This is a genomic window from Fictibacillus sp. FJAT-27399 (assembly GCF_001510655.1).
GTDB lineage: Bacteria > Bacillota > Bacilli > Bacillales > Fictibacillaceae > Fictibacillus_C > Fictibacillus_C marinisediminis.
Genome location: NZ_LMVC01000002.1, coordinates 834,453 through 858,029 on the forward strand (window position 1 = coordinate 834,453; position 23,577 = coordinate 858,029).

Below are 23,577 nucleotides of genomic sequence, written 5' to 3' on the forward strand. Positions count from 1 at the left end.
GGCGGTTTTGTTGAACACAATGAATTGTTATTTTATACTTAATAAGTAAATTTGGTTACGTATTCATATATGATTGGCAAGGAGTAGGTATTGGATTATGGTATCATCAAAAGATGTTGCAAAGATAGCGGGTGTTTCTCAATCTACTGTTTCTCGGGTACTAAATAACCCTGAAAGTGTCAAACCAGCAACACGCAATGTAGTTTTACATGCTATGAAGGATCTTAGTTATCAGCCTAACCTAATAGCTCGCAGCCTTGTTACCAATAGCACAAGGACGTTAGCTCTAATCACTGGCACGCTTTATAACGGGTTTTATGTAGAAACTACAACTTCAATTGTTAATTTAGCAACAAGCCGTGGTTTTAAAACGATGGTTTACTTCGAAGAGGCGATGCCATTCCGTGATGTAATTGATACGATCAGAGGGAACAAGTTAGAGGGCGTTCTGATGTCATCAATTAAATTGGAAGACCCTATTTTTCATGAGATTGAGAACTCAGGCATTCCATATATGCTGTTTAACAGGCGACCGAAAAGCGGGGGTAATTATGTTGTTTTGGACAATATTTTAGCTGGAGAAATCATTACCCAACATATCTTGGAATTAGGACACAAAAGAATTGCCTACATTTCAGGGGGTATCCATGTTTCGACTCATTACGAACGAAAACTTGGTTTTGAAAGCGTAATGAACAGGGAGGAAATTCCTATTCATCCGGGATTGTTCCATATTGTTGATACAAAACCAGACGATATAGAAAAGGTAACCTTAAAGTTAATGCACATGAGTGAACGGCCGACTGCTATTATTTGCGGTTCAACAGCGATAGCATTTTCCTGTATGGATGCAATACTATCCATGGGGCTTCGAATTCCAGAGGACATTAGTCTGGCAGGGATGGATAACGTAGGCATGGCTTCTCATCATGCGATTCAGTTGACTACTGTTGGAAACTCTAAATTTAAGATGGGCGAAATTGCTGCTGATAATCTGTTTGATATGATTGAACAAAGAGAAACAGTCAGTCAACCCCGACAGATTGTGCTTCAACCAGAACTAATTATACGTAAGACAACCGGATTAAACAGAGTAAGGGAGTTCTAAAGATATAACAGAATAATTCCAAATAAATAAGAGGAGGAATTAACCTTGGCGAGATTCTTAAAAACGGGCAAGAATATGGAAGAACAGCAAAGGGCAGAAGCACAAGTATATGAAACTGTACGTGGAATCATTAATAATGTAACAAGTAACGGTGATAAGGCTATACGAGAACTGTCTAATAAGTTCGATCAATGGTCTCCTGAGAGTTTTCGACTGTCCCGATTAGAAATTGAGGAAATAATTAAAACAGTCTCAGAGAAAACGATAGATGACATCAAATTTGCTCAAGCTCAAATACGTAGATTTGCCGAGGAACAAAGGTCTTCCATAAAGGATGTTGAAGTGGAGACCCTCCCGGGGGTTACATTAGGTCATAAGAATATTCCAGTCAACAGTGTGGGTTGTTATATCCCAGGGGGACGGTATCCTATGGTCGCATCCGCCCATATGAGTATAGTTACAGCTAAAGTGGCTGGAGTTAAACGTATCATTGCCTGTACGCCCCCGATTAACGGCGAAATTCCTGCTGCTACTGTTACTGCCATGCATTTAGCGGGTGCAGATGAGATATATATTCTTGGAGGAGTTCAGGCACTGGCGGCTATGGCCCTAGGAACAGACACCATAGCTCCTGTCGATATGCTTGTAGGTCCCGGGAATGCATACGTGGCCGAAGCTAAAAGACAGCTTTTCGGTCGAGTTGGAATTGACCTGCTTGCAGGACCAACTGAGGTCTTAGTTATTGGGGACGATACAGCAGATGCGGAAATGGTTGCTTGTGATATATTGGGTCAAGCTGAACACGGACCGACTTCTCCTGGGGCTCTTATCACCACTTCTGAAAAATTAGCTGAGGAAACCCTTGAGGAAATTCAACGCCAATTAACAACTCTCCCAACGGCAGATGTTGCACGAGTTGCGTGGGAAGAGAACGGAATCATAATTTTGGTTGAAAATGAAGAAGAAGCAGTGTTCGAAGCTGATAAGTTATCATATGAGCATGTAGAGGTACTTACTGAGAATCCGGATTATTATTTGAACAACATGACAAATTATGGTGCCTTATTCCTTGGCAAGGAAACAAATGTTGCCTATGGGGATAAGGTGATCGGAACAAATCACACTCTTCCCACAAAGGGGGCAGCTCGCTATACAGGAGGACTATGGGTAGGTAAATTTATAAAAACTTGTACCTATCAAAAGTGTACACCAGAAGCAAGTGTTTTTATTGGAGAATATGCTGCTCGTTTGTGTGAATTAGAAAATTTTATGGGTCATAGGGAACAAGCGCTTTTACGTGTACGCCGGTATCAAACCATTAAAAGTTGACTTATATAGCGTTAAAAAGTAAGGGTTTGATGCCTATTATCGGAATGAAAAAGGATCCTTTCAACTGGCCAAGACCCAATAGCTGGATGAAAAAAGTCATTGTTGCTGAAGAGAGAACTGATGAGTAAGCTAACTTCCTGCTAACAACAAATGCGTAATCTTTAATTGTTAATGACATAAGATTTTGTCCTAATATTGACGGTTCTTTTTGACCCAAACCTGACGGTTTTTTTGTCCAAGAACATAGAGGAAAACGAGGGAGAACTATGCCAGTTCTCCCTCGATTACTAAAATAACCCAAATCAGTATTTTATACTATTAGTTTACAACGATTGATAGAAAATTAATATAATATAGGGTAAATTACATTCGGTAATTTTTGAAAACAGTCCAAAGGAATAAAACATCTTAAATATCGAGTGTACATTCAAAACGCTATGTGGCCGCTTTTTCCTGAAATTATGCCAACTGAGGGAATCGTTTTTGTCAAAAATAATCAGCGAACTCTCTTTTAGTCAGGGTGCATTAATCAGGTCAAGGTAGCCACGATCTATTAAGTGTATTGGTCTTTAAATACAGGCCATCATATCCTTCTTGGGTTCCATACTCAAGTACTTCTATCTTTCCATCTTCTTGCAGTTGTTTTGCCGATTTCACCGGATGATTCCGTATTCCATTAGGCACGGAAAATATGACGCTGTTCTATCTATTTACCATGATCAAGGGCATATTGCACGGACGATTACCAATGGTTTGCCATTCCTTCGCACGTCTGTCGATCAAGGAACAGCCTTCGATATTGCTGGAAATGGACTTGCGGGTTCAGTTAGTATGGAGGAGGCCATTAAGCTGGCTGCAAAATATGCTAAACAATTCCGTGCTGCAAAAAGGCGTAATCATAAATAATATATTCCCCTTAAAGACAAGAAAACCATGTATAAAAAAACAGTTTAGCTTAATCAGATTGACGTGAAAACGTTAGCAGTCATTTAATGAAAGCGAATAAGAAATACCACTACTGTTTGTATGAGCCAAATTACAACAATACTGCTATCCCGAACTGTACGCCTCAAACAAACCCACACCACGATGATGCTAGCTTTTTCCTTTTAGTAACAAGTATTAAGTAAACATAGATTATTTTGAAAGCGTTCCCAATAGGAAGGAGGTTAACTAATGGGATGGATTTTATACAAGTAGAATTGCAGTGCAGGCCTCCACCATGTAAAAACAACTAGTTTTTCTCTCTGCGTTTTTCCTGCGACTCAAGTTCGGTTACAAAATGGGTATGATCGATACTAACTTTTTTGGGAGGATGGATGAATGACCGTAGAGCTGAAGACAAGTCATATAGAAAAGGAATCTCCTGTTAAAAGAGGAATTATGCGAAATTATGGACCGGGAATTGTTGTTGCATTAACTTGGCTTGGTGCGGGAGATTTAGTAAGTGCTTCCGTTGCTGGTGCCTCGTATGGTTATGGTCTGATGTGGGCCCTTGCTCTGTCTTTGCTAATTCGGTTTGCTATTGTCAATATTATGGCGCGCTACCAGCTTTGCAACTCAGAGGGAATTTCAATTCTACAAGGTTTTAGTCGGCTGCATAAGTCTTTACCTTACTTTTTAGGCTTATATGCCCTTATTATGGGTCATTTGTACAATGCCTCTGTAATCATTGGGACCGGAGAGGTTCTTGCTTGGATTTTCAACTTTGGCCCTCCTTTTATGTGGTCGGTTTTCACTGGGATTGTCTCCTTATTCATTATTAGAAAGAACATCTTCAATACCATTGAAAACGTGATGAAGGTATTGCTAGCTGTTATGACTATTTCAATTGTCGGTTTAGCAATTTGGTCAACTCCAAGTGTAGGCAATCTTGTAAAAGGTACAATTGGATTTGACATCCCGGCTAATGTTGGTGCATATGGCGCGTTGCTTCTTGTTCTCTCACTTATTGGTACAGTTGCTGGATCCATTAATAATTTTTCTTATATGTATTTCATCAAAGATAAAGGTTGGTCAAACCCCCTAGACAAAAGACTTCAACGAAATGATTTGTTGTTTGGCATCATAATGACCATCCTCATAACTCTGTCGATATGGATCGTAGGGGCCGAAATATTAAAACCCAACGGAATTCAAGTTATAGGGTTAAATGATTTATCAAATATATTATCTATACACTTTGGTTATTTCGGGTCTTTCCTATTTTATCTTGGCGTATTTGGTGCCTTATATAGCAGCTATATTGGAAATGCGAATGGTCTTCCAAAACTGGCTATTGATTCTCTTCAGATCATTAAGCATGAACGAAAAGAGAAATTCGGCGAAAAGCTTGATAATGATCCCCTGTTCAAATGGTTTAGTTTATTTATTCTAATTACACCCATATTATGGGCCATTCCAGGTATGCCTGGGTTTGTTACCGTTACCTTATATGTAAGTGCTCTATCAGTTATAGGTATACCGGTTATTTCCATAGGAATTTTAATTCTTTCCAACAAAAAGGAGCTGGGAAAATATCGTAACAATTGGTTTGAAAACTTAATCTTAGTCGTAACTACTATCCTTGCTTTTTGGGGGACAATGAAATTGATAATGGGTTTTTTTAGCTAGTAACTTGTGGTAAGTAATGCCATCTAGGATTATCATGAATTTAACTGTTGTAGGTGCGGGAATAACGGGTGTTGTAGCGTCTATACGTGCAGCCCGACAAGGCGTTAATACGTTTGGCCGGGGCAGAATTCATGCTTGGAAGGGAAAAGGATGGACTTACACAACCCATTACGTCATATTTTAGACTTTTAAATGTAGGTGTTATATGGTTTTTAGGTATAATCTAATTAAAACCATCTTTTTTAGCGTACAGTCGCTTCCTTTTTTTCCGGTACAACTAGTTCCCACATGTCTTCTTTATGTTCCTCAAAGTCCTGCGCAACAGCAGGTATATTTTTAGATGCTTAATTCCAAAAGATGTTGAGGGGCTCCTTGTTGCTGGAAGGTGCATTTCGGTAGATGAAATAGCTTTTGGCTCTACTAGAAACGTACCTGCATGTGCGTTAACAGGAGAGGCGGTAGCTGTTGCAGCTTCATTGGCAGTAAAAAATGGAGTTTTGCCACGTGATGTTGATGTTAAAGAAGTCCAACAGGAGCTATCTAAATACAATATTCCGTTAGGAACCTCAAAGGATGCTGTAACCACGCATAAATTTGTCTAAACTATTTGACGACATTATACTCATTTTCAGGCAAATGTGCACAGTCTATCTTCTAAGATACTGCTAGTTATCAGAAGGTATTATTGGATAAATGGGATAAACTTTTGGACAGTAGCACCTCCAGCTTGCTGAAACCGGTCTAATTCACAAAAATGCAACTTAAAGGATTGAGCATATAGTATTCTCAAAACTCACTACTTGTCTCCGTTCCTCTTACTGGAAACAGGTAGTTTGAGTTTTTTTCTAAGTTTAATAATGTATAAGCCAAACATTTATCAAGCAAAATCAAAATTTCATATATCCTTTATTAAATGGGATTCCCCCTATAAGATTAAGATCTTAGAAAGGTTAACAGTTCCTGAAGAAGCAATTCCGGGACTTCTTCAGGAATAAAATGCCCACAAGGCAGCTTATTTCCTTGTACTCTATTAGCAGCATTCCGCCATTCCATTATAGGATCATAATATTTTTCGACCACTCCTTTTTCTCCCCAGAGCACCAATACCTCGCATTCTATTTTCTTCCCTGTTTCCCGGTCAGCCCTGTCCAAAATCAGATCAATCCCTGCGCTTGCTCGATAGTCTTCGCACATTGCAGATATAGCAGCTGGGTTGTTGAAACAACGGAAGTATTCTGAATAGGCTTCATAGCTAAGCCAATATGGAAGAGAATCTTCAGGGCCGAAACCGCTTAAACTTTTTCTTAGAAAAAAGTCCTTTAAGGGGTGAGATTCCACGGCACTTATTAAATCATGAAGTTTGCAATGGTTGTTAATTCAAATGGCTGAGTGGTGTTCGAATCCCTACCACAACTACCTAAAACTCCTTGAACAAAAAGAGATGAATTTCCTCTTTATCCGCTTTTGGCAAAGAGACAGCACCTCTAGTCATAGGTAGGAAGAAAAATATCGCAACCATGTGTCAGATTTTAGCGGCAGCGCCTTGAAAAATTCTTTGACTGTGTGGAAAGAATAAACCCCACTTTCTTAAGAAGGCGGGGTTTAATTATCTTACTGAACAGGTTTACTTTGCATGCTGATGTTCACAAAGGATTACGTTAAGAAGGCTGTATACCTTTTTCCTATTGGTATGTATAACATTGTTAATCATTGGTTAGGTTGTCTGCAAACTGTTTTGATAGTGAAATAAATTCACGCAGTGCTGTAGATAGGTATTTGTTTTTTTTCCATACCATTCCTAATTCTAAGTTTATATTAGAATTGGACACTTTTAGTGCCGTAATGTTCGGATTATTTATTGCCTTTGCAATTTTACTAGGTAATAACGCTACACCCAGTTTTGAATCAACCATTTCAATCATGAAATCCATCTGAGAACTCTGGCATACAACGTTTGGAGAGAAGCCTTTTTTTGTACATTCCTCAAGAATACGATCATAAAGAGTAAAGTCCTGTCTATATAAAATAAATGGCTCATTTTCTAAATTTGATAAGTCTATAATTTTTTGTTTTGCCAGTGGATTTTCCCTGTTAACAATCAACATTAATGGATCTGTAATAACCTTAATTATTTCTAAATTTCCTTTGTTAATTGGTAAATTACAAATTAATCCGATGTCTAATGAACCGTCTTCTACTTCGTTTTTTATTTTTTTTGATCCCACTTCATTAAGAGTTATTTTTATTAAGGGATAGAATTCTATATACTGACTGACAAGTTTTGAAAAAAAAGCAGCTCCTATAATCGGGGGAATACCAATTTTAATTTCCCCTTTTTTTAAATCCATGACATCATTAAGCTCTGAAGTTAAGTTATAAAAAGTTTCAAGCACCTTTTGGGCATTGTACAACACAGCTTTACCAGCATCGGTTAATTCTAAATTCTTGGTTCGATCAAACAGATGCACCCCTAGTTCCTCTTCTAAATTTTTAATTGCTTTACTAATTGAAGGTTGGGAAACATGCAAAACAGAAGCAGCTTTGGTAAAACTTAATTGTTTAGCAACTTCTGAGAAATATTCTAAATGCCGAATCTCCAAAATAATCACTCCTATTTAATTTCCAAAAAACGTTATAACCAAAATGCATAAACCACATTCTAAATATGTATTTTGAGTATATCTAATTTTATTATAAAATTTAAAATAATAAAACTATTTTAATTTGTTTTGTTTAATGACTTAGCCTATCTTAATCAAAGGAGGACATGACAATGACAAACTATGTAAAAGTGGGTAATCTTCAAGTGGCTCCAAAGCTTTATGAATTTATTAACTTAGAAGCGCTACCAGGAAGCGGCGTGGATCGTGAAAAGTTTTGGTTTGATTTTGGAGTATTGGTCAAAGAGTTAACACCAAAAAACAAAGAATTATTAGCTCGCCGTGATGAGATCCAAGACCAAGTAAATAAATGGCATGTGGAAAATAGGGAACGGTTCAATTTTGATGCGTATAAATCCTTTCTCCAAGAAATTGGCTATCTCGAACCACAAGTAGAAGATTTTGTAATTACAACACAAGGGGTAGACGATGAAATTGCTGTCCAAGCAGGGCCACAACTCGTCGTTCCGGTGAACAATGCCCGTTATGCCATTAACGCGGCTAATGCCCGCTGGGGGAGCCTCTACGATGCTCTTTACGGAACTGATGTCATCAGTGAAGAAAATGAGGCCAAGCGAGGGGATCGTTATAATGCGGTGCGAGGTGAGAAGGTTATCGCCTTTGGCAGAGAATTTCTCGACCAGTCAGTACCTTTAAATGATGCCTCGCATGAAGACGCGGTTCAGTATCAGATTGTTGATGGGGGATTATCCGTTACGCTTAATAACGGGAAGACCACCAGGCTTAAAGTCCCTTCAAAGCTTGTGGGCGTTCAGGGAGATCTGGAAAACCCAACCGCCGTTCTGCTCAAAAACAACAGGCTTCATTTTGAAATCCAGATTGACCGCAATCACCCCATTGGTAAAACAGATGATGCAGGCATTAAAGACATTCTGATCGAAGCAGCAATCACAACGATCATGGATTGTGAAGACTCCGTAACCGCCGTAGATGCTGAGGATAAAGTGCTAGTCTACCGCAACTGGCTTGGTCTGATGAAGGGTGATTTAGCTGCTACCTTTCAAAAGGGAAGCAAATCAATGACACGGAGTCTCAATCCGGATCGCATTTACGTTTCTCCGACTGGAGAGGAATTCACATTGTCAGGAAGATCTCTGATGTTTGTCCGCAATGTTGGCCACTTGATGACGAATAACGCGATCCTGCTTGAGGATGGGCAGGAGATTCAAGAAGGGATTCTTGACGGTGTCATCACGAGCCTTCTCGCTAAGCATTCTCTATTAGAAAATGGCCCTTATCAAAACTCTTCCAAGGGATCGATATACATTGTTAAGCCGAAAATGCATGGATCAGAAGAGGTGGGTTTTGCTAATGAGCTCCTTGACCGCGTAGAAAACATGCTCGGACTAGAACGGAATACGATAAAAATCGGTGTAATGGACGAAGAACGCCGAACTTCACTAAACTTGAAAGCTTGCATTCGTGAAGTTAAGGATAGAGTTGCTTTTATTAATACAGGCTTTCTCGATCGGACAGGTGACGAGATCCATACATCAATGGAAGCCGGCCCTATGATTCCTAAGAATGACATGAAATCATCAAAATGGCTGCAAGGATATGAAAAATCTAACGTACTCGTAGGGTTGACTGCTGGTTTCCAGGGCCGTGCCCAGATCGGAAAAGGTATGTGGGCGATGCCGGATTTGATGGCTGATATGCTGAAGCAGAAGATTGGCCACTTGAAAGCAGGGGCGAATACTGCCTGGGTTCCTTCACCTACGGCAGCTACATTGCATGCTCTGCATTATCATCAAATTGATGTTTCAAAGGTACAAAATGAGCTCGTAAAGGATTCCAACGATTTGCGAGATGACATTTTAGAATTTCCTGCAGTGAAAAACCACAACTGGAGCTCTGATGAAATTCAGCAGGAATTGGACAACAACGCGCAAGGAATATTGGGCTACGTAGTCCGCTGGGTAGAACAGGGCGTCGGCTGTTCCAAAGTGCCCGATTACCACAACGTAGGCCTGATGGAAGACAGAGCAACCCTTAGAATTTCCAGCCAGCATATGGCAAACTGGCTGCACCACGGAATATGTACGAAAGAACAAGTGTTGGAGACTTTACAGCGTATGGCCAAAGTAGTAGATGAACAAAACGCTAACGACCCGTCTTACCGTTTTATGTCAAGGGACTATGAAAATTCAGTAGCATTCCAGGCAGCCTGTGATCTTGTTTTTAAAGGCCATGAACAGCCAAATGGTTACACGGAGCCTATCTTGCACCACCGGCGTTTAGAGGCAAAGACAAAATTTTCCGTAAAACAGTAGCATCTAATTACTCCGATCCACTTGGAACCCATGAAACGGAAATGAGCACATTTGAAACAGTAATCTCATTGCATACGCAGTGAGATTACTGTTTAACAAATTTTTAGGAGTTGAGGATATGCAAAACTTAAGAGAAGAGTCGCTGGAACTTCACAAACGGTCTAAAGGAAAACTAAGTGTGGAAGTCAAGGTTTCGATAGAAGATGCGGATGATTTGAGTTTAGCCTATTCTCCGGGTGTAGCAGAGCCGTGTAAAGAAATTTACCAGGATCCCCAGAAAATCTATGAGTATACCATTAAAGGAAACCTGGTAGCTGTAGTTTCTGATGGTTCGGCTGTTTTGGGTTTAGGCAATATCGGCGCAGGGGCGTCAATGCCGGTTATGGAAGGGAAAGCAGCGTTGTTTAAGGCATTTGCAGGGATTGATGGTTTCCCCATCTGTTTAAACACAAATGATGTCGAGCAGATCGTTCAAATTGTGAAATCATTGGAACCAACATTTGGTGGAATTAATTTAGAAGATATTTCAGCACCAAACTGTTTCATCATTGAAGAACGTCTTAAAAAGGAAATGAATATTCCTGTTTTTCATGATGACCAGCATGGAACCGCCATTGTGACAGCAGCGGGGTTAATTAACGCGCTAAAGGTGGTTAACAAACGCATTGAAGATTCAAAAATTGTTGTAAATGGTGCGGGGGCGGCCGGTATTGCCGTTACGAAGCTGCTAATTAATATGGGTGTCAAAGACCTCATTCTTTGTGACTCCAAGGGTGCTATTTATGAAGGACGCCGTTATGGAATGAATTCTATTAAAGAGTGGATTTCTGTACTCACCAACCGAAATAACATAGAAGGGACATTGAAAGACGTTATTAAAGGAGCAGACGTGTTTATTGGGGTTTCCGTTGCTGATGCCGTTTCGCCGGAAATGGTAGAGTCCATGGGTAAAGACGCTATTATTTTTGCTATGGCTAACCCCATACCAGAGATTATGCCTGAAGTTGCAAAGGGAGCCGGTGCGGCAGTAGTGGGGACCGGCCGTTCAGATCTACCGAACCAAGTAAATAATGTTCTTGCGTTCCCAGGTATTTTTAAAGGTGCTTTACAAGTGTTCGCGTCTGAAATCAATGAAGAAATGAAGCTGTCGGCTGTTTTCGCCATTGCAAACTTAATTACATCTGAAGAGCTTACATATGATTACGTGATTCCTCATGCCTTTGATAAGAGAGTAGTAGAAGCAGTAGCAAATGCAGTTGCAGATACCGCTATTACCACGGGAGTTGCCCGGAAAATGAACATCGAACAACATATTAATAGCTGAGAGGAGTATTAGGATGAAATTTACACGATTTACTGTTCATTCTTCAGTATCCAAAGGGGTTATCACGGACAATAATACCATAAGGGAAATTCAGGGGGATATATTTGGTGAATGGGAATATACAGGAAAAACTTTTTCCAATACGGAAGTAAAATTTCTTTCACCGCTTGAGCCGAACCAAATCATTGGAATCGGAGCCAACTACGTTTCAAAGGTTGACGAACTGCCCCGGGAGCTGCCTGAAATTCCGGTATTTTTCTTCAAACCAACCTCTTCTGTTATTGGTCCTGAAGAAGAAATCATCATACCTGGCAATATTGATCAAGTAAAGTTCGAATCAGAGCTTGCGGTTGTCATCGGAAAAGAGGCAAAAAATGTTCGGGAAGAAGAGGTGTTAGATTATGTATTCGGCTATACTGTCGGAAACGATGTAACCGCCCCCCAATATTTTCATCAAGACGGCCACTGGACCGTTGGTAAATCTTTTGACACCTTTACTCCGTTAGGCCCTGTGATTGAAACTGAGCTGGATCCATTTACCGTTAAAGTGTCATCCAAACTGAACGATGTTGAAAAACAAAACAGTTCCACGGAATTAATGATTATACCGATACAAAAAATGGTTTCATACCTATCAAGTGTAATGACACTCTTTCCTGGTGATGTCATTTTAACTGGTGCACCGCTTGGGGCGGAATTTTTAAAAGATGGAGATATCATTGAGTGTACGGTTACTAATATTGGCACACTTCGTAATTCGGTTGTTGCAGTTGCTAAAATAGTAGATTCTATTAAAGTTCAGATTTAATAATGAAACCAATAGCGGAAAATATCAAACCCCGGGGCAACCCCGGGGTTACTTATTGAACCGATTAGAAATTTGACCAAGTTTAATTATACCTAATTACTTTCCACCTTATTATTAATGTCTTCATCAATGCAATTTTCATATCTTTTTTCATACCATGGAAAAATAGGTGTTTACATTTTACTGAAAATTCAGTATTATACCGGTATACCGGTATACATTATTAAAAGAAGGAGAGGAAAACAAATTATGTTAGATTGCGATGTTCTAGTTGTTGGTGGGGGTGTGACCGGCGTAGCTGCAGCCACAGCTGCAGCGCGAAATGGAGCAAAAACGATTCTGCTAGAGTCCAAGCCGTTTATTGGGGGAAATGCCACTACCGGTCTTTGTCTTCATAATTACATCACAAAAAATGGACGTCAGGTCGTATTTGGAATAGCTCAGGAAATGGTTGATCGGCTCATAACAATGGGAGGGGCTGTCGGCCATATTCCATACGGCAGCTTTGTTCATTCTGTGACTCCAGTTGACGGAGAACTTTTTCGGACGTTATCCACCGAATTATTGGATGAAGCAGGAGTAATGGTTTTATTAGGGGTAAATGTGGTTGGAACCGAAGTTGATGGAGGAAATATTACTGGTGTTCAGGTAGCTGTAAAGGGAGGGATAAAAACCCTTAGAGCAAAAACCTATATTGATGCTAGTGGTGATGCAGACGTTGCAGTATCCGCAGGAGCAAATTACACGAAAGGCGATCGAAAAACTGGAAAAATGCAGCCCGTCTCCATGGTGCTTCGTTGTTTTGGTACGAACAATCAGCAAATAGCCGATGCGATCGCCATCTCAACGCCAGCAATGGCCACTCGCAGTGATTATCCGGAGCCTATTCCCGTCTATTTTAATGGAGCATTCAGTCAGTGGAATGACATTATTCGTGAGAACAATATTTTCCCGAATGAAGATCATAAAGTATTTTTTAATACTGTTTGGCCGAATAACATCAATGTAAACACATCCGCAGTAGTGGGAGTTGACGGTACGGACCCTATTTCGTTATCAAGTGCCACCGTAAAATTAACAAAACAAATCTATAAAATTAGTCAATTTCTAAAAGACCATGTGCCAGGGTTCGAAAATGCATCTTTTGTTCCATCCTCATTTGCAGGTGTACGGGAAACTAGAAGAATTGAAGGGCTCTATGAAATTACTGATGAAGATGTTTCAGTTGGAAGAAAATTTGAAGATACTATAGGTCAAATTTGTTTTCCTGTTGATATTCACGATCCTGATACTGGCCAAGCACACTTCTATGAGATAGGAGACGACGGGGCCTTTGATATTCCCTACCGTGCTATGATTCCAAAAGGTCTGGAGAATATCATCGTAGCTGGACGTTGCATTTCAGCCACTTCTTTTGCACACGGTGCAACGCGCAATATGGCACCTTGTTTGGTTATGGGGGAAAGTGCCGGCGTTGCAGCAGCCCTTGGAGCAAAAGACAATGTGACGATGCCTAAATTAGATGTTGCGAAGCTCCAAGGTATTCTCGAGAAACAGGGAGTCTTTCTTGGATCCCGAGTTAAGCAGTGACAAAATTATTTTACATCTTTGAAAAACTGGAGGAACAATATGGAGATTAGTAAGGAACCATTAATATTTGAAGATGATCTTAATATAGATTCACCGGGAAAATTCCCGCCGTATGTACCATTACGTGAAGCTGTTTACCAAACTCTAAAAAAGTCAATTTTAAATGGTTCATTAAAACCTGGTCAGTTATTAATCGAAAATAAAGTTGCAACTAAATTGTCAGTCAGCCGAACACCAGTACGTGAGGCGCTAAGAATGTTAGAAACAGACAATTTGGTGACGATAATGCCCGGACGGAGGATCATTGTCTCCATCCCTAGGATACAGGACATCGAAGAAATATATCAAATTCGATTAATGGTAGAAACAGATGCTTTACGGAATATTACCTCGGAAAATCATTCGATTATCCGGCAGCTGGAGAAATGCTTAGAAAATGCTGCTCAGCATCAGGATAGCGACTCTGTGGAATTCGCCCAAAGAAATTCTGAGTTTCACTCTACACTTATCTCAAGTCTGAACAATCGTTACTTAGAGCAGTTTGTTGATACACTTCAAGATACAATTGTCCGTTATCAAATGTATTCTTTAACAAATGACAAATGGGCGGGAAAATCGGAAAGTGAGCATTGGGATATCGTCCAGTGTTTGAAAAAAGGTAACACAGAAGGAGCTGTTCAGGTGTTGCATAAGCACCTTACAACTGCTAAGAAAGTGTTAACCTCGATCCTTTCCGAAAACTTCAGAGAAGATAACTAATGATTTAGCATAATTCAAAGGATTGCCCTGAGGAGGTGATATACCCTAAAAAAGAAATCTTGCATCTAGATCAATTACTTGATGGAACGACAAGAAGTAGTGATTTATATGTGAAAATTCAATTTAGGGAGTGTAAGTTCCAATGTCAATTCCAGTTCAAAAGGTTCGCAAGCCCGAGCAACAACCTTTATCAAGCATTCCATCCAGCTTCCGGGAATACATGATTTCGTTTGGTCCAGGAATCGTAATGGTTCTAAGTTGGCTGGGTGCAGGTGACTTGGTTGATATGTCAGTTTCTGGTGCCCACTATGGATATAACCTGATGTGGGGTATGATTATCGCTTTGGTTTTAAGATATATCCTGGTAAATGTCATTTCCAAATACGCACTAACCAATGTTCATGAGGAAACCATTATTCAAGGGTATTATCGATTGTATAAATATTTGCCTCTGTTTTTCGGTATAGCCAGCCTTTTGCTGGCACACTTTTATGCAGCATATCTAGTTAAAGGGGCAGGGGAAGCGCTTCTGTATCTCACCAACATTGGTACGACATTTATGTGGTCGAGCATTGTTGTCATAGCTGCTATCCTTTTAGTTATCAATGGAATTTATAATTTCGTAGAGATTACCATTAAAGGCGTTCTCGTTTTAATGGTTGTCAGTTTGGTAGGAAGTGCCATATGGGTGGGGCCAGATCTGCCAGCTATAGCAAAAGGAACGATTGCATTTAGTGTCCCTAAAAATGTAGGTGGCGTTGATACTTTGGTTTTTGTGTTTTCGTTAATCGGTGCAGTTGCCGGTTCCATGTCAAACTTGATTTATCCTTATCTATTTAAGGAAAAGGGTTGGCAGGGTCCACAGTATCTGAAACTGCAACGCTATGATCTTTTGTTTGGAGTAGTCATGATCATTATTATCGATCTAGCGGTATGGACTCTTGGTGCTGAAATTCTCTATCCAAAAGGTTTAACAATTGAAAGCGTCTCAGATATGGCCCAAATGCTTACATTAACATTAGGCATGCTTGGCGGTATTCTTTTTTATCTCGGCGTTTTGGGAGCTTGCTTTAAAACGGTTATCGTTTATGCCCTTGGTTTTGGCACTCTTTTTGTAGACGCGATTCATACTACCTTCCCTGAAAGAGGAAAGAAATATAACCGTGAGTATACAAAAGATCCAATATACAAACTCACACTTCTCGTGACGGTTGTTTTACCTGTCATTTGGGCACTTCCATCCATGCCAGGGTTTGTATATCTAACAATTATAGTCAATGCGTTCCAAATTGTACTATTACCTGCAGTTGCGATAGGATTGATGGTTTTAACAAACCGTAAAGAACTGTTAGGTCAGTTTGCTAATAAATGGTGGGAAAACGTGCTGTTACTTCTCTTGATTGGACTAACCTTGTGGTCCACATGGCATATTCTCAGCACTTTGGTGTAGTATATCTTACTCAATACGGATTTTGAAAACGGTTACAAAAAATGACGAATTGCTTCCTATAAGACAGTGGAAGAATCTTGAGAAACCCGGTGCAGACGTTGATATACATTCTGGCGGAAAAGTGGATGTGTCAAGTTTTACCAAGGAAGCAAAAGAGTCGGAACATGGTTTTATTGATTTTATAGTTGGACTTATTCCAGATAATCTGATCGGGGCGTTCGCTAGCGGAGAAATGTTGCCTGTACTATTCATTTCTGTTTTGTTTGGACTGGCATTGGCACCCAAGAAAGATACAGCTAAACCTGTCATCACTTTATTTGACAAATTAATGCATGTATTTTTTAAGGTCGTTCATATCATCATGAAGTTTTCTCCATTCGCTGCATTTGGGCCAATGGCAAACACCATTGGAGAATTTTGTACAGGCACTTTATTCGCAATGGGAAAACTCATTGTAAGTGTCTATGCATGTATGTTTCTCTTTATTATTGGTGTATTAGGTTTGATCTTAAAATTATATGGAGTTAATATCTTTAAGTTTCTTGCATATATAAAAGAAGAAATTTTCTTAACGTTTAGTACTTGTTCTTCAGAGCCAGTATTGCCTGATTTAATGAAGAAATTGGAGAAGTACGGTTGTTCCAAATCGGTGGTTGGATTTGTAACTCCTACTGGTTATGCATTTAATCTCGATGGGACTGCTATTTACTTAACTTTAGCAGCTCTTTTTATCGGACAAGCATACGGAATAGATTTAAGTTTATGGCAACAATTAACTTTATTGGGTGTGATGATGCTAACATCCAAGGGGGCAGCTGCCGTAACAGGTGGAGGCTTCATCACACTTGGTGCCACACTCACTGCTTTTCCAATGGTACCCATAGAAGGTCTTGCCATCCTTCTTGGTGTAGACCGTTTCTTAGCCGAAGCTCGTGGTGTAACCAATTTGATTGGTAACGGGGTGGCATCGCTGGTCATTTCCAAATCTGAAAATGAATTCAATCCAGCTATGGAAACAGAAGATAATCAACCTGATGAAGTTGATGGAGATCATCAACTAATGAAAAAAACGAATTCATTATAACATTCACATCTGCCGACATGGACTCTTGCTTAATTTTGGGCGAGAGGGATTGTCGGCATTGTTTTTCACCATGAGTGCGTCGATCAACGGCATGGAGTATAACGGCATGCTTCGAGTTAATAGGTATTGTTAATGAATTATTTATCTGAAGTGGGGAGAGAGCTATGGCAAACGTCGATATTCGACAAGAAGATTTGGAAGTTCCACTTAAAAGAGGCCGATGGCTGGTTGTACTAAAAAGTCCGATTTTTATGGTTGTGCCCATTTTGTTATCGATCCTAGTCTACACACAATTGCCTGCAAATGTAGACTATGAACCTAGGGCGACTCTGGCTATAAGTACAGGGGCTATCGCTCTTTGGGTTCTAGAACCCATACCTTTTTCAATGACAGCCATTTTAATTTTGATCTTGCTTCCTGTATCTGGCGCGGTTTCCATGGACCTGGTTTTGTCGGGATTTGCTTCCCCAGCCATTTTTCTAATTTTAGCTGGAATGATGCTGGCCTGTGGGTTAGAACAAACTTCACTTGGCAAGCGAATGGCTTTTCAACTTTTATACTGGTTTGGTGAAAAACGTGGAGGTATATTAGCTGGAATTATCTTAATTCCACAAATCATGGCTATTTTTATTCCTGCTGCAGCTGTAAGAACGACTATGCTATTGCCAATCGTATTCTCAGTTTTTTCAATTTTGGGCATAGAAAAAGGTGATGTACAAGGAAAAAAGTTTATGTTGGGCGCAGCAATAGGGTGCAATGTTAGCGGAACGGGGATTCTTCCTGCTGCCATAGGAAACGTAGTCACCGTAGATCTTATTAATTACTATTTGAAACAACATATCACTTATATGGATTGGCTGATCCTGAGCCTTCCCCTGTGGTTGATTTTAATACCGGTCTCTTGGTGGGTGCTTAATCGTACTTTCCCAAAGGAGGAGAAAGTCCCGAAGGGGCTCAAGAAAGAGATGAAAAGGTTGATAGTTGAACTCGGACCAATTACAGCTCAAGAAAAAAGAACTTTATTGATTTTAACGCTTGTTTTTGTGATGTGGGCTATGGAAGATATCACCGGTTGGCCCCCAGTGATCCCCACTTTTATCGGGGTGATACTAATGGCTACGCCAGGTATCAAAATCGCGAACTGGGAAAAACTTCTTGACATTAAATTTGGTCCGTTAATCCTGCTAGCGGTAACCCTTTCTTTGGGACGTGCCCTTTTTGAAACGGGTGCGATTAAACATATTTCCCAGTGGTTAGAAAATGACTATACCCTGTATCTTTTTTCACAACCGGCTTTATCTGTATTAACTGTGGCCATCCTAACACAATTGATACATAAAGTAACCTCAAATGTTTCAACGGCTGTGATTGCTACCGTCCCTGTGGTGATTTCTTTAGCGCAGCATGCAGGACAATCATCATCACCTCTCTTATTAGGATTTACCGCCGGAATAACATGCTTATTCGGTTTTCTGTTTGTAGTAGAAACGATTCCTAATGTAATGGTCCAACAAACCGGGTGGGTTACTCAACGAGATTTCATTAAACCAGGAATATGTTTAACAATCATTACCACCGTTTTAACTTACGTGTTAGCATTAACGTGGTGGCCATGGTTAGGCTATTTATAGCTGACAAACATAAAAAAAATTGATAGATAGTAGTAATTAAAATGCAACGGGGCCGATAAATGTGGATAGACCAGCAGCTAAGCAATAAATGGCAAGTGAGTTGCCCATGTCTTTCTGTTTGCTACCGACGCAATCACTTAAAGGCACTAGTTAATTATCATCCGGGTAGCTATGTTTACTGTTAATTAGTTGTTCCAAGTTCCCTCAAATAGAGAATCTGAAGTTCGGGCTGCCCGACTTAGGGGCACTTAAAGATTTTTTAACTATATGTATTCTGCTAAACGAAGAAAAACACTACTACTTTATTGTAGTAATGTCATCCGAACAATATTTAAATGCTCATAATCATTAATTAGGGAAACCAAAGCACCTATAAACAACAAATATGCGCGTGGTTTTGTAGATGAGTCATTTTTGCATTAGATATTTATTTGAAGTGGCTGATCACTTTCAAAACTTTTATTCGTTAAGTAACTAGTAACTGTTTGAAAACAATTTTCACGGTAGAATTCGTGCAGATCATCATTATTTCGCATTAACCATTGAATAAGTGAGCCGTCGATTAATGCTCGAATCATGTAGGATGCTGTATTAATATCCACTTTTGCAAAGATACCTTCTTTTTGTCCAATTTCAATAATTTCGCGTCCAATTGACCAGCAGTTTTCATAAAACTGGTCATTAATTTTTCTGAATTCTGCATTGTGATTTGCTTGGGCTAGAAATTCTAAGTAGACCCGGTAAAATTTTCGGTTATCATTTGGATTTACAAAGACTGCATCGATATACGCGCGTAGCTTTTCAAGTGCTGTTTGTTCTTTGCTAATCGCTGAGTATTCATTTTGAAAGATTTTTGCGGTTACCCATTCAAGTAGGTGACAAAATACATCTTTTTTATTGTCGAAATAGTAGCTTGTCACTCCCTTGCTAACATCAGCATAATCTGCGATATCCTGCAGTGTTACGCTGTCGAAGCCTTTATCGGAAACAGCTGTAAATGCAGCTCGTAATATTTGTTTTCGTCGCTCCTCAGCTCTTCTACTCATAGAAAATCACCATTCCTTCTTCGTATGATTGTTATACAACAAAAAATGACCAGTTAGAATAATCCTCGGGGAATTAATCATTATCACTATTATAAAAAAAATATAATGTCCGGTCAAAATTATATTGACCGGACAGAAAATCTGAAATATAATTTAATTAAATTTTCAAATTATTCATAAAATATTTTGATTGGAGGAATGAATTTTGTAATTGAAAAATCTAAATCTGTAAACGTTGTATTAAATAGCAGATTTTGTTGATGAAAATAGAAATGGAGTGAATATGATGGAAATGGTAAATTTAAAAGAATTTACGAATGTTAGTGTAAATATAGAGAACAGAGTCGCTTATATTGCAATCAACAATCCGCCCGCAAATACAATAAGTTCAGCAACGGTTATGGGCTTATCGCAATGCTTCGATTACTTAGTCATGGAACCGGAAGTAAAGGCAATCGTGGTTACAGGTGAAGGAAAGTTCTTTGTAGCGGGGGCTGATATTAAAGAATTTACAACCGCTTTTGACGATAAAGAAAAAGGCAGGACTTTATCCGTTAAAGCACAGACTGTATTAAATAAAATAGAACAGCTTTCAAAACCTGTGATAGCAGTAATCAACGGTGCATGCCTTGGTGGTGGATTAGAGCTTGCGATGAGCTGCCACTTACGTATCGCAGCAGATGAAGCGAAACTTGGACAACCTGAACTAAACTTAGGATTAATTCCTGGCTTTGGTGGAACACAGCGTCTGCCGCGTCTGACGAATAAGGCTAAAGCACTTGAATTAATTCTGACCGGTCAATTTATTGATGGGAAAGAAGCAGAACGTATTGGACTTGTAAACAAATCCGTACCGCTTTCTGAGTTAATGTATGAAGCCAAACGGCTTGCTGAAGCAATTGCTCTTAACAAAAGCCAACTGTCTATTTCAGCCACAATTGAGTCAGTGAACAAAGGCTTAGAAGTAACGCTTGAAGAAGGGTTAGAAATTGAATCAGACCTCTGGGCAAATCTTTTTAGTACAGAAGATATGAAAGAAGGGGTAAATGCATTCATGGAAAAGCGGAAGGCACGGTTTCAAGATAAATAAATCACATGGGTGAGTAGTTACATTAAGGTTGATGCCACACACGACAAATTCAAGGGAGATGTGCATGTGGAAGATTCTGTTTACGAGCTTTTAATGCCAAGTAGAGTAATATATGGAAAAGGGGCTTTTCAAGAAGTTGGAAAACAAACAAAAATACTTGGTAAAAAGGCATTAATAATTAGTGATCCAATTATGGAAAAAGTCGGAATTGTCGAGGATTGTGAATGTCTTTTCCAAACAGCAAACATTTTATATTCGAAATACTTAGGGGTCGATACAGAACCGACCGATATTCATGTGAAAGACGCCATGAAGGTGTGTTCAGATGAAGGATGTGACGTGATTGTCGCAATCGGTGGGGGAAGTTGCATCGATACCGCAAAAGCTGTTGCTGTATTAATGACAAACGGGGGAACGGTCGCCGATTATTTCGGGACTCAAAAGAAGTTTGAAAAAAAGCCTCTTCCGTTAATTGCCGCACCCACTACGGCCGGTACCGGCTCAGAAGTGACGAAGGTGACTGTAATTACTGATACAAAAACAGATGTGAAAATGATGATCGCTAGTTCTGAACTTTTACCGGAAGTTGCGATTGTTGATCCAAACCTTACGCTTACTTGTCCGAGAAATGTAACTGCAGCAACAGGTATTGATGCACTTAGCCATGCAATTGAAGCGTTTATTTCGAAAAAAGCACACCCTGTCACCGATACGCTTGCACTTTCGGCAATTGAAAAAATTATGCTGTATCTTCGCCGCGCATACAATGATGGTCAAGATATGGAAGCAAGAGATAAATTGGCGCTGGGTTCAATGCTTGCAGGTGCGGCATTCTCTAATGCATCGGTGGCACTCGTGCATGGTATGTCACGTCCAATCGGAGCGCTCTTTCATGTGCCTCACGGTATTTCAAATGCAATGCTTCTTCCAGTAGTGCTTGAATTTACAAAGGATCATACGTTAGAACGGCTTGCCGTTATTGGGCGACAAATTATACCAGAATCCAAAGACAAAACAACTAAAGAGCTTGCAGATTGTGTTATTCATGAGATAAAAAAACTTTGCCTTGAATTAAATATTCCAAACATGAAAACATACGGACTTGATCAAAAAAGGTTTAAAAGAGTGCTTTCAAAAATGGCGCACGATGCGATTTCAAGTGGCAGCCCTGCCAATAATCCAGTGGTACCAACTCATGAAGAAATTATCAATCTTTATGAAATGTGTTATGACTATAACTTTAACGTTGAACTAAATATGAGTACACAATAAATCTACTATAGAAAGGAGTTTTTAAATAATGGTAATGACAACAGGTTTGATGACTTTAAAAAACTTTATCGGTGGCAAGTGGGAGGATGCCAAAACTGACAAATTTGAATCAGTTCCAAATCCAGCAACAGGTGAAAATATTGCCATTGTACCAATTTCTTCACGTGAAGATCTTGACTATGCAGTTACCGTTGCAAATGAATCCTACATAAAATGGAGCAAAACAGCGGTTCCGCGACGAGCAAGGATATTGTTCTCCTATCAGCAGCAGCTTGTAGAACATTGGGAAGAGCTAGCTGAGATAATAACAATGGAAAATGGAAAAAGCTATGAAGAAGCATACGGGGAAGTACAACGTGGAATTGAATGTGTAGAATTTGCTGCGGGAGCTCCGACTCTTATGATGGGTAATCAGTTACCCGATATCGCAACAGGTGTTGAATCAGGCATGTATCGGTATCCTTTAGGTGTTATCGGAGGAATTACACCGTTTAACTTTCCGATGATGGTGCCATGCTGGATGTTTCCACTTGCAATTGCCTGTGGCAATACATTTGTATTAAAGCCTTCGGAGCGTACACCAATCCTTGCGAATCGTCTTGCAGAATTGTTTAAAGAAGCCGGCCTTCCTGATGGAGTATTAAATATCGTTCATGGGGCGCATGATGTTGTAAACGGTATACTGGAAAACAAAGATGTAAAAGCCGTATCGTTTGTAGGTTCGCAACCTGTTGCGGAATACATTTATAAAACAGCTGCAGCAAACGGAAAACGGGTGCAGGCGCTCGCCGGCGCTAAAAACCATTCGATAGTTATGCCCGATGCAGATCTAGACAATTCGGTACAAAATATTATTGGTGCAGCGTTCGGTTCAGCTGGTGAACGCTGCATGGCTTGTTCAGTTGTAGTTACCGTTGGCGACGTTGCAAACGAACTAGTGGATCGCCTTAAAAAAGCAGCAGATGAAATTATAATCGGGAACGGCATGGAAAAAGACGTTTTCCTTGGTCCAGTCATTCGTGATACGCATAAAGAGCGTACGGAAAACTACATTAGAATTGGTGAAGAAGATGGAGCTTGTCTAGTTCGAGACGGACGACAAGATTTCGTGGATCAAAAAGGCTATTTTGTTGGACCGACGCTTTTTGACCATGTTAAACCAGGTATGAAAATTTGGAAGGATGAAATCTTTGCACCAGTGTTATCGATTGTCCGTGCCAAAGACCTTGATGAAGCAATTGAGATTACCAATAGTTCTGAGTTTGCAAATGGTGCATGTATTTATACGGATAGTGCAAAAGCAATTCGACAATTCCGAGAAGAAATCGATGCTGGCATGTTAGGGGTAAACCTTGGTGTACCCGCACCAATGGCCTTTTTTCCATTCTCAGGCTATAAAAACTCTTTTTATGGCGACCTTCATGCAAACGGAAAGGATGGAGTTGAATTTTACACAAGGAAGAAAATGTTAACAGCACGTTATTAATCAAAAATGAGAATCCCTTAGAACAGAGTTTAG

At 39.8% G+C, this 23,577-nt stretch carries 18 protein-coding genes and 1 pseudogene; 16 read left to right on the forward strand and 3 right to left on the reverse strand.

The genetic code is table 11. From position 1 onward, the window contains the following. Nucleotides 1-97 precede the first annotated feature (97 nt). The 5 genes and pseudogenes from AR335_RS09220 to AR335_RS25485 all read left to right on the forward strand — a co-directional run bounded on the left by AR335_RS09220 (nt 98) and on the right by AR335_RS25485 (nt 5,652). Nucleotides 98-1,108, forward strand: a complete 1,011-nt coding sequence (locus AR335_RS09220) for a LacI family DNA-binding transcriptional regulator (RefSeq protein ID WP_062234627.1) — start codon at nt 98-100, stop codon at nt 1,106-1,108. A gap of 45 nt (nt 1,109-1,153) precedes the next feature. Further along, nucleotides 1,154-2,437, forward strand: a complete 1,284-nt coding sequence (gene hisD, locus AR335_RS09225; RefSeq protein WP_062234630.1) for a histidinol dehydrogenase — start codon at nt 1,154-1,156, stop codon at nt 2,435-2,437. Nucleotides 2,438-3,118: 681 nt separating this feature from the next. Then, a pseudogene (locus AR335_RS09230) lies at nt 3,119-3,343 on the forward strand (4-hydroxythreonine-4-phosphate dehydrogenase PdxA); the annotation flags it as partial. A gap of 417 nt (nt 3,344-3,760) precedes the next feature. Beyond that, on the forward strand, nt 3,761-5,050 hold the full coding sequence (locus tag AR335_RS09235) for an Nramp family divalent metal transporter (protein ID WP_062234636.1): 1,290 nt from the start codon (nt 3,761-3,763) through the stop codon (nt 5,048-5,050). A gap of 299 nt (nt 5,051-5,349) precedes the next feature. After that, nucleotides 5,350-5,652, forward strand: a complete 303-nt coding sequence (locus AR335_RS25485; RefSeq protein WP_082683416.1) for an FAD-dependent oxidoreductase — start codon at nt 5,350-5,352, stop codon at nt 5,650-5,652. Nucleotides 5,653-5,983: 331 nt separating this feature from the next. Here the strand turns inward: AR335_RS25485 and AR335_RS23900 are convergent, their stop codons facing one another. Beyond that, nucleotides 5,984-6,244, reverse strand: coding sequence for a hypothetical protein (locus tag AR335_RS23900; protein WP_156418915.1), 261 nt, complete (start codon nt 6,242-6,244; stop codon nt 5,984-5,986). Nucleotides 6,245-6,753: 509 nt separating this feature from the next. Next, a complete protein-coding gene (locus tag AR335_RS09245; protein WP_062234641.1) occupies nt 6,754-7,650 on the reverse strand; it encodes a LysR family transcriptional regulator in 897 nt (298 codons plus the stop codon). 173 nt (nt 7,651-7,823) lie between these two features. On the opposite strand from AR335_RS09245, the gene AR335_RS09250 reads away from it, so the two are divergent. The 8 genes from AR335_RS09250 (at nt 7,824) to AR335_RS09285 (ending at nt 18,650) form a co-directional block, all read left to right on the forward strand. Beyond that, on the forward strand, nt 7,824-10,004 hold the full coding sequence (locus tag AR335_RS09250) for a malate synthase G (RefSeq protein WP_062234644.1): 2,181 nt from the start codon (nt 7,824-7,826) through the stop codon (nt 10,002-10,004). A gap of 118 nt (nt 10,005-10,122) precedes the next feature. Further along, complete coding sequence (locus AR335_RS09255; protein ID WP_062234646.1) at nt 10,123-11,328, forward strand: NAD(P)-dependent malic enzyme; 1,206 nt, start codon at nt 10,123-10,125, stop codon at nt 11,326-11,328. Nucleotides 11,329-11,341: 13 nt separating this feature from the next. Continuing rightward, complete coding sequence (locus AR335_RS09260) at nt 11,342-12,136, forward strand: fumarylacetoacetate hydrolase family protein (protein WP_062234649.1); 795 nt, start codon at nt 11,342-11,344, stop codon at nt 12,134-12,136. A gap of 249 nt (nt 12,137-12,385) precedes the next feature. Further along, nucleotides 12,386-13,726: an FAD-dependent oxidoreductase gene (locus tag AR335_RS09265; RefSeq protein ID WP_062234652.1), complete on the forward strand. Its 1,341-nt coding sequence runs from the start codon at nt 12,386-12,388 to the stop codon at nt 13,724-13,726. Nucleotides 13,727-13,765: 39 nt separating this feature from the next. Further along, nucleotides 13,766-14,485, forward strand: coding sequence for a GntR family transcriptional regulator (locus tag AR335_RS09270; protein WP_062234654.1), 720 nt, complete (start codon nt 13,766-13,768; stop codon nt 14,483-14,485). A 142-nt stretch (nt 14,486-14,627) separates the two neighbouring features. Beyond that, entirely contained in the window at nt 14,628-15,935 is a 1,308-nt protein-coding gene (locus AR335_RS09275) for an Nramp family divalent metal transporter (protein WP_062234658.1), read from the forward strand. A gap of 22 nt (nt 15,936-15,957) precedes the next feature. Continuing rightward, nucleotides 15,958-17,019, forward strand: coding sequence for a cation:dicarboxylate symporter family transporter (locus AR335_RS09280; RefSeq protein WP_062234662.1), 1,062 nt, complete (start codon nt 15,958-15,960; stop codon nt 17,017-17,019). A gap of 164 nt (nt 17,020-17,183) precedes the next feature. Next, on the forward strand, nt 17,184-18,650 hold the full coding sequence (locus tag AR335_RS09285) for an SLC13 family permease (protein ID WP_062234665.1): 1,467 nt from the start codon (nt 17,184-17,186) through the stop codon (nt 18,648-18,650). Nucleotides 18,651-19,069: 419 nt separating this feature from the next. Here the strand turns inward: AR335_RS09285 and AR335_RS09290 are convergent, their stop codons facing one another. Continuing rightward, nucleotides 19,070-19,696 carry a TetR/AcrR family transcriptional regulator gene (locus AR335_RS09290; RefSeq protein ID WP_062234668.1) on the reverse strand — a complete coding sequence of 209 codons (627 nt, stop codon included), beginning with the start codon at nt 19,694-19,696 and terminating at the stop codon, nt 19,070-19,072. Between the two features lie 286 nt (nt 19,697-19,982). Here AR335_RS09290 and AR335_RS09295 point away from each other — a divergent pair, with 286 nt between their 5' ends. The 3 genes from AR335_RS09295 to AR335_RS09305 all read left to right on the forward strand — a co-directional run bounded on the left by AR335_RS09295 (nt 19,983) and on the right by AR335_RS09305 (nt 23,544). Then, nucleotides 19,983-20,786, forward strand: a complete 804-nt coding sequence (locus AR335_RS09295) for an enoyl-CoA hydratase (protein WP_234293239.1) — start codon at nt 19,983-19,985, stop codon at nt 20,784-20,786. A gap of 93 nt (nt 20,787-20,879) precedes the next feature. After that, nucleotides 20,880-22,058, forward strand: a complete 1,179-nt coding sequence (locus tag AR335_RS09300; protein WP_062236996.1) for an iron-containing alcohol dehydrogenase — start codon at nt 20,880-20,882, stop codon at nt 22,056-22,058. Between the two features lie 28 nt (nt 22,059-22,086). Next, nucleotides 22,087-23,544 carry a CoA-acylating methylmalonate-semialdehyde dehydrogenase gene (locus tag AR335_RS09305; RefSeq protein ID WP_062234671.1) on the forward strand — a complete coding sequence of 486 codons (1,458 nt, stop codon included), beginning with the start codon at nt 22,087-22,089 and terminating at the stop codon, nt 23,542-23,544. Nucleotides 23,545-23,577 lie beyond the last annotated feature (33 nt).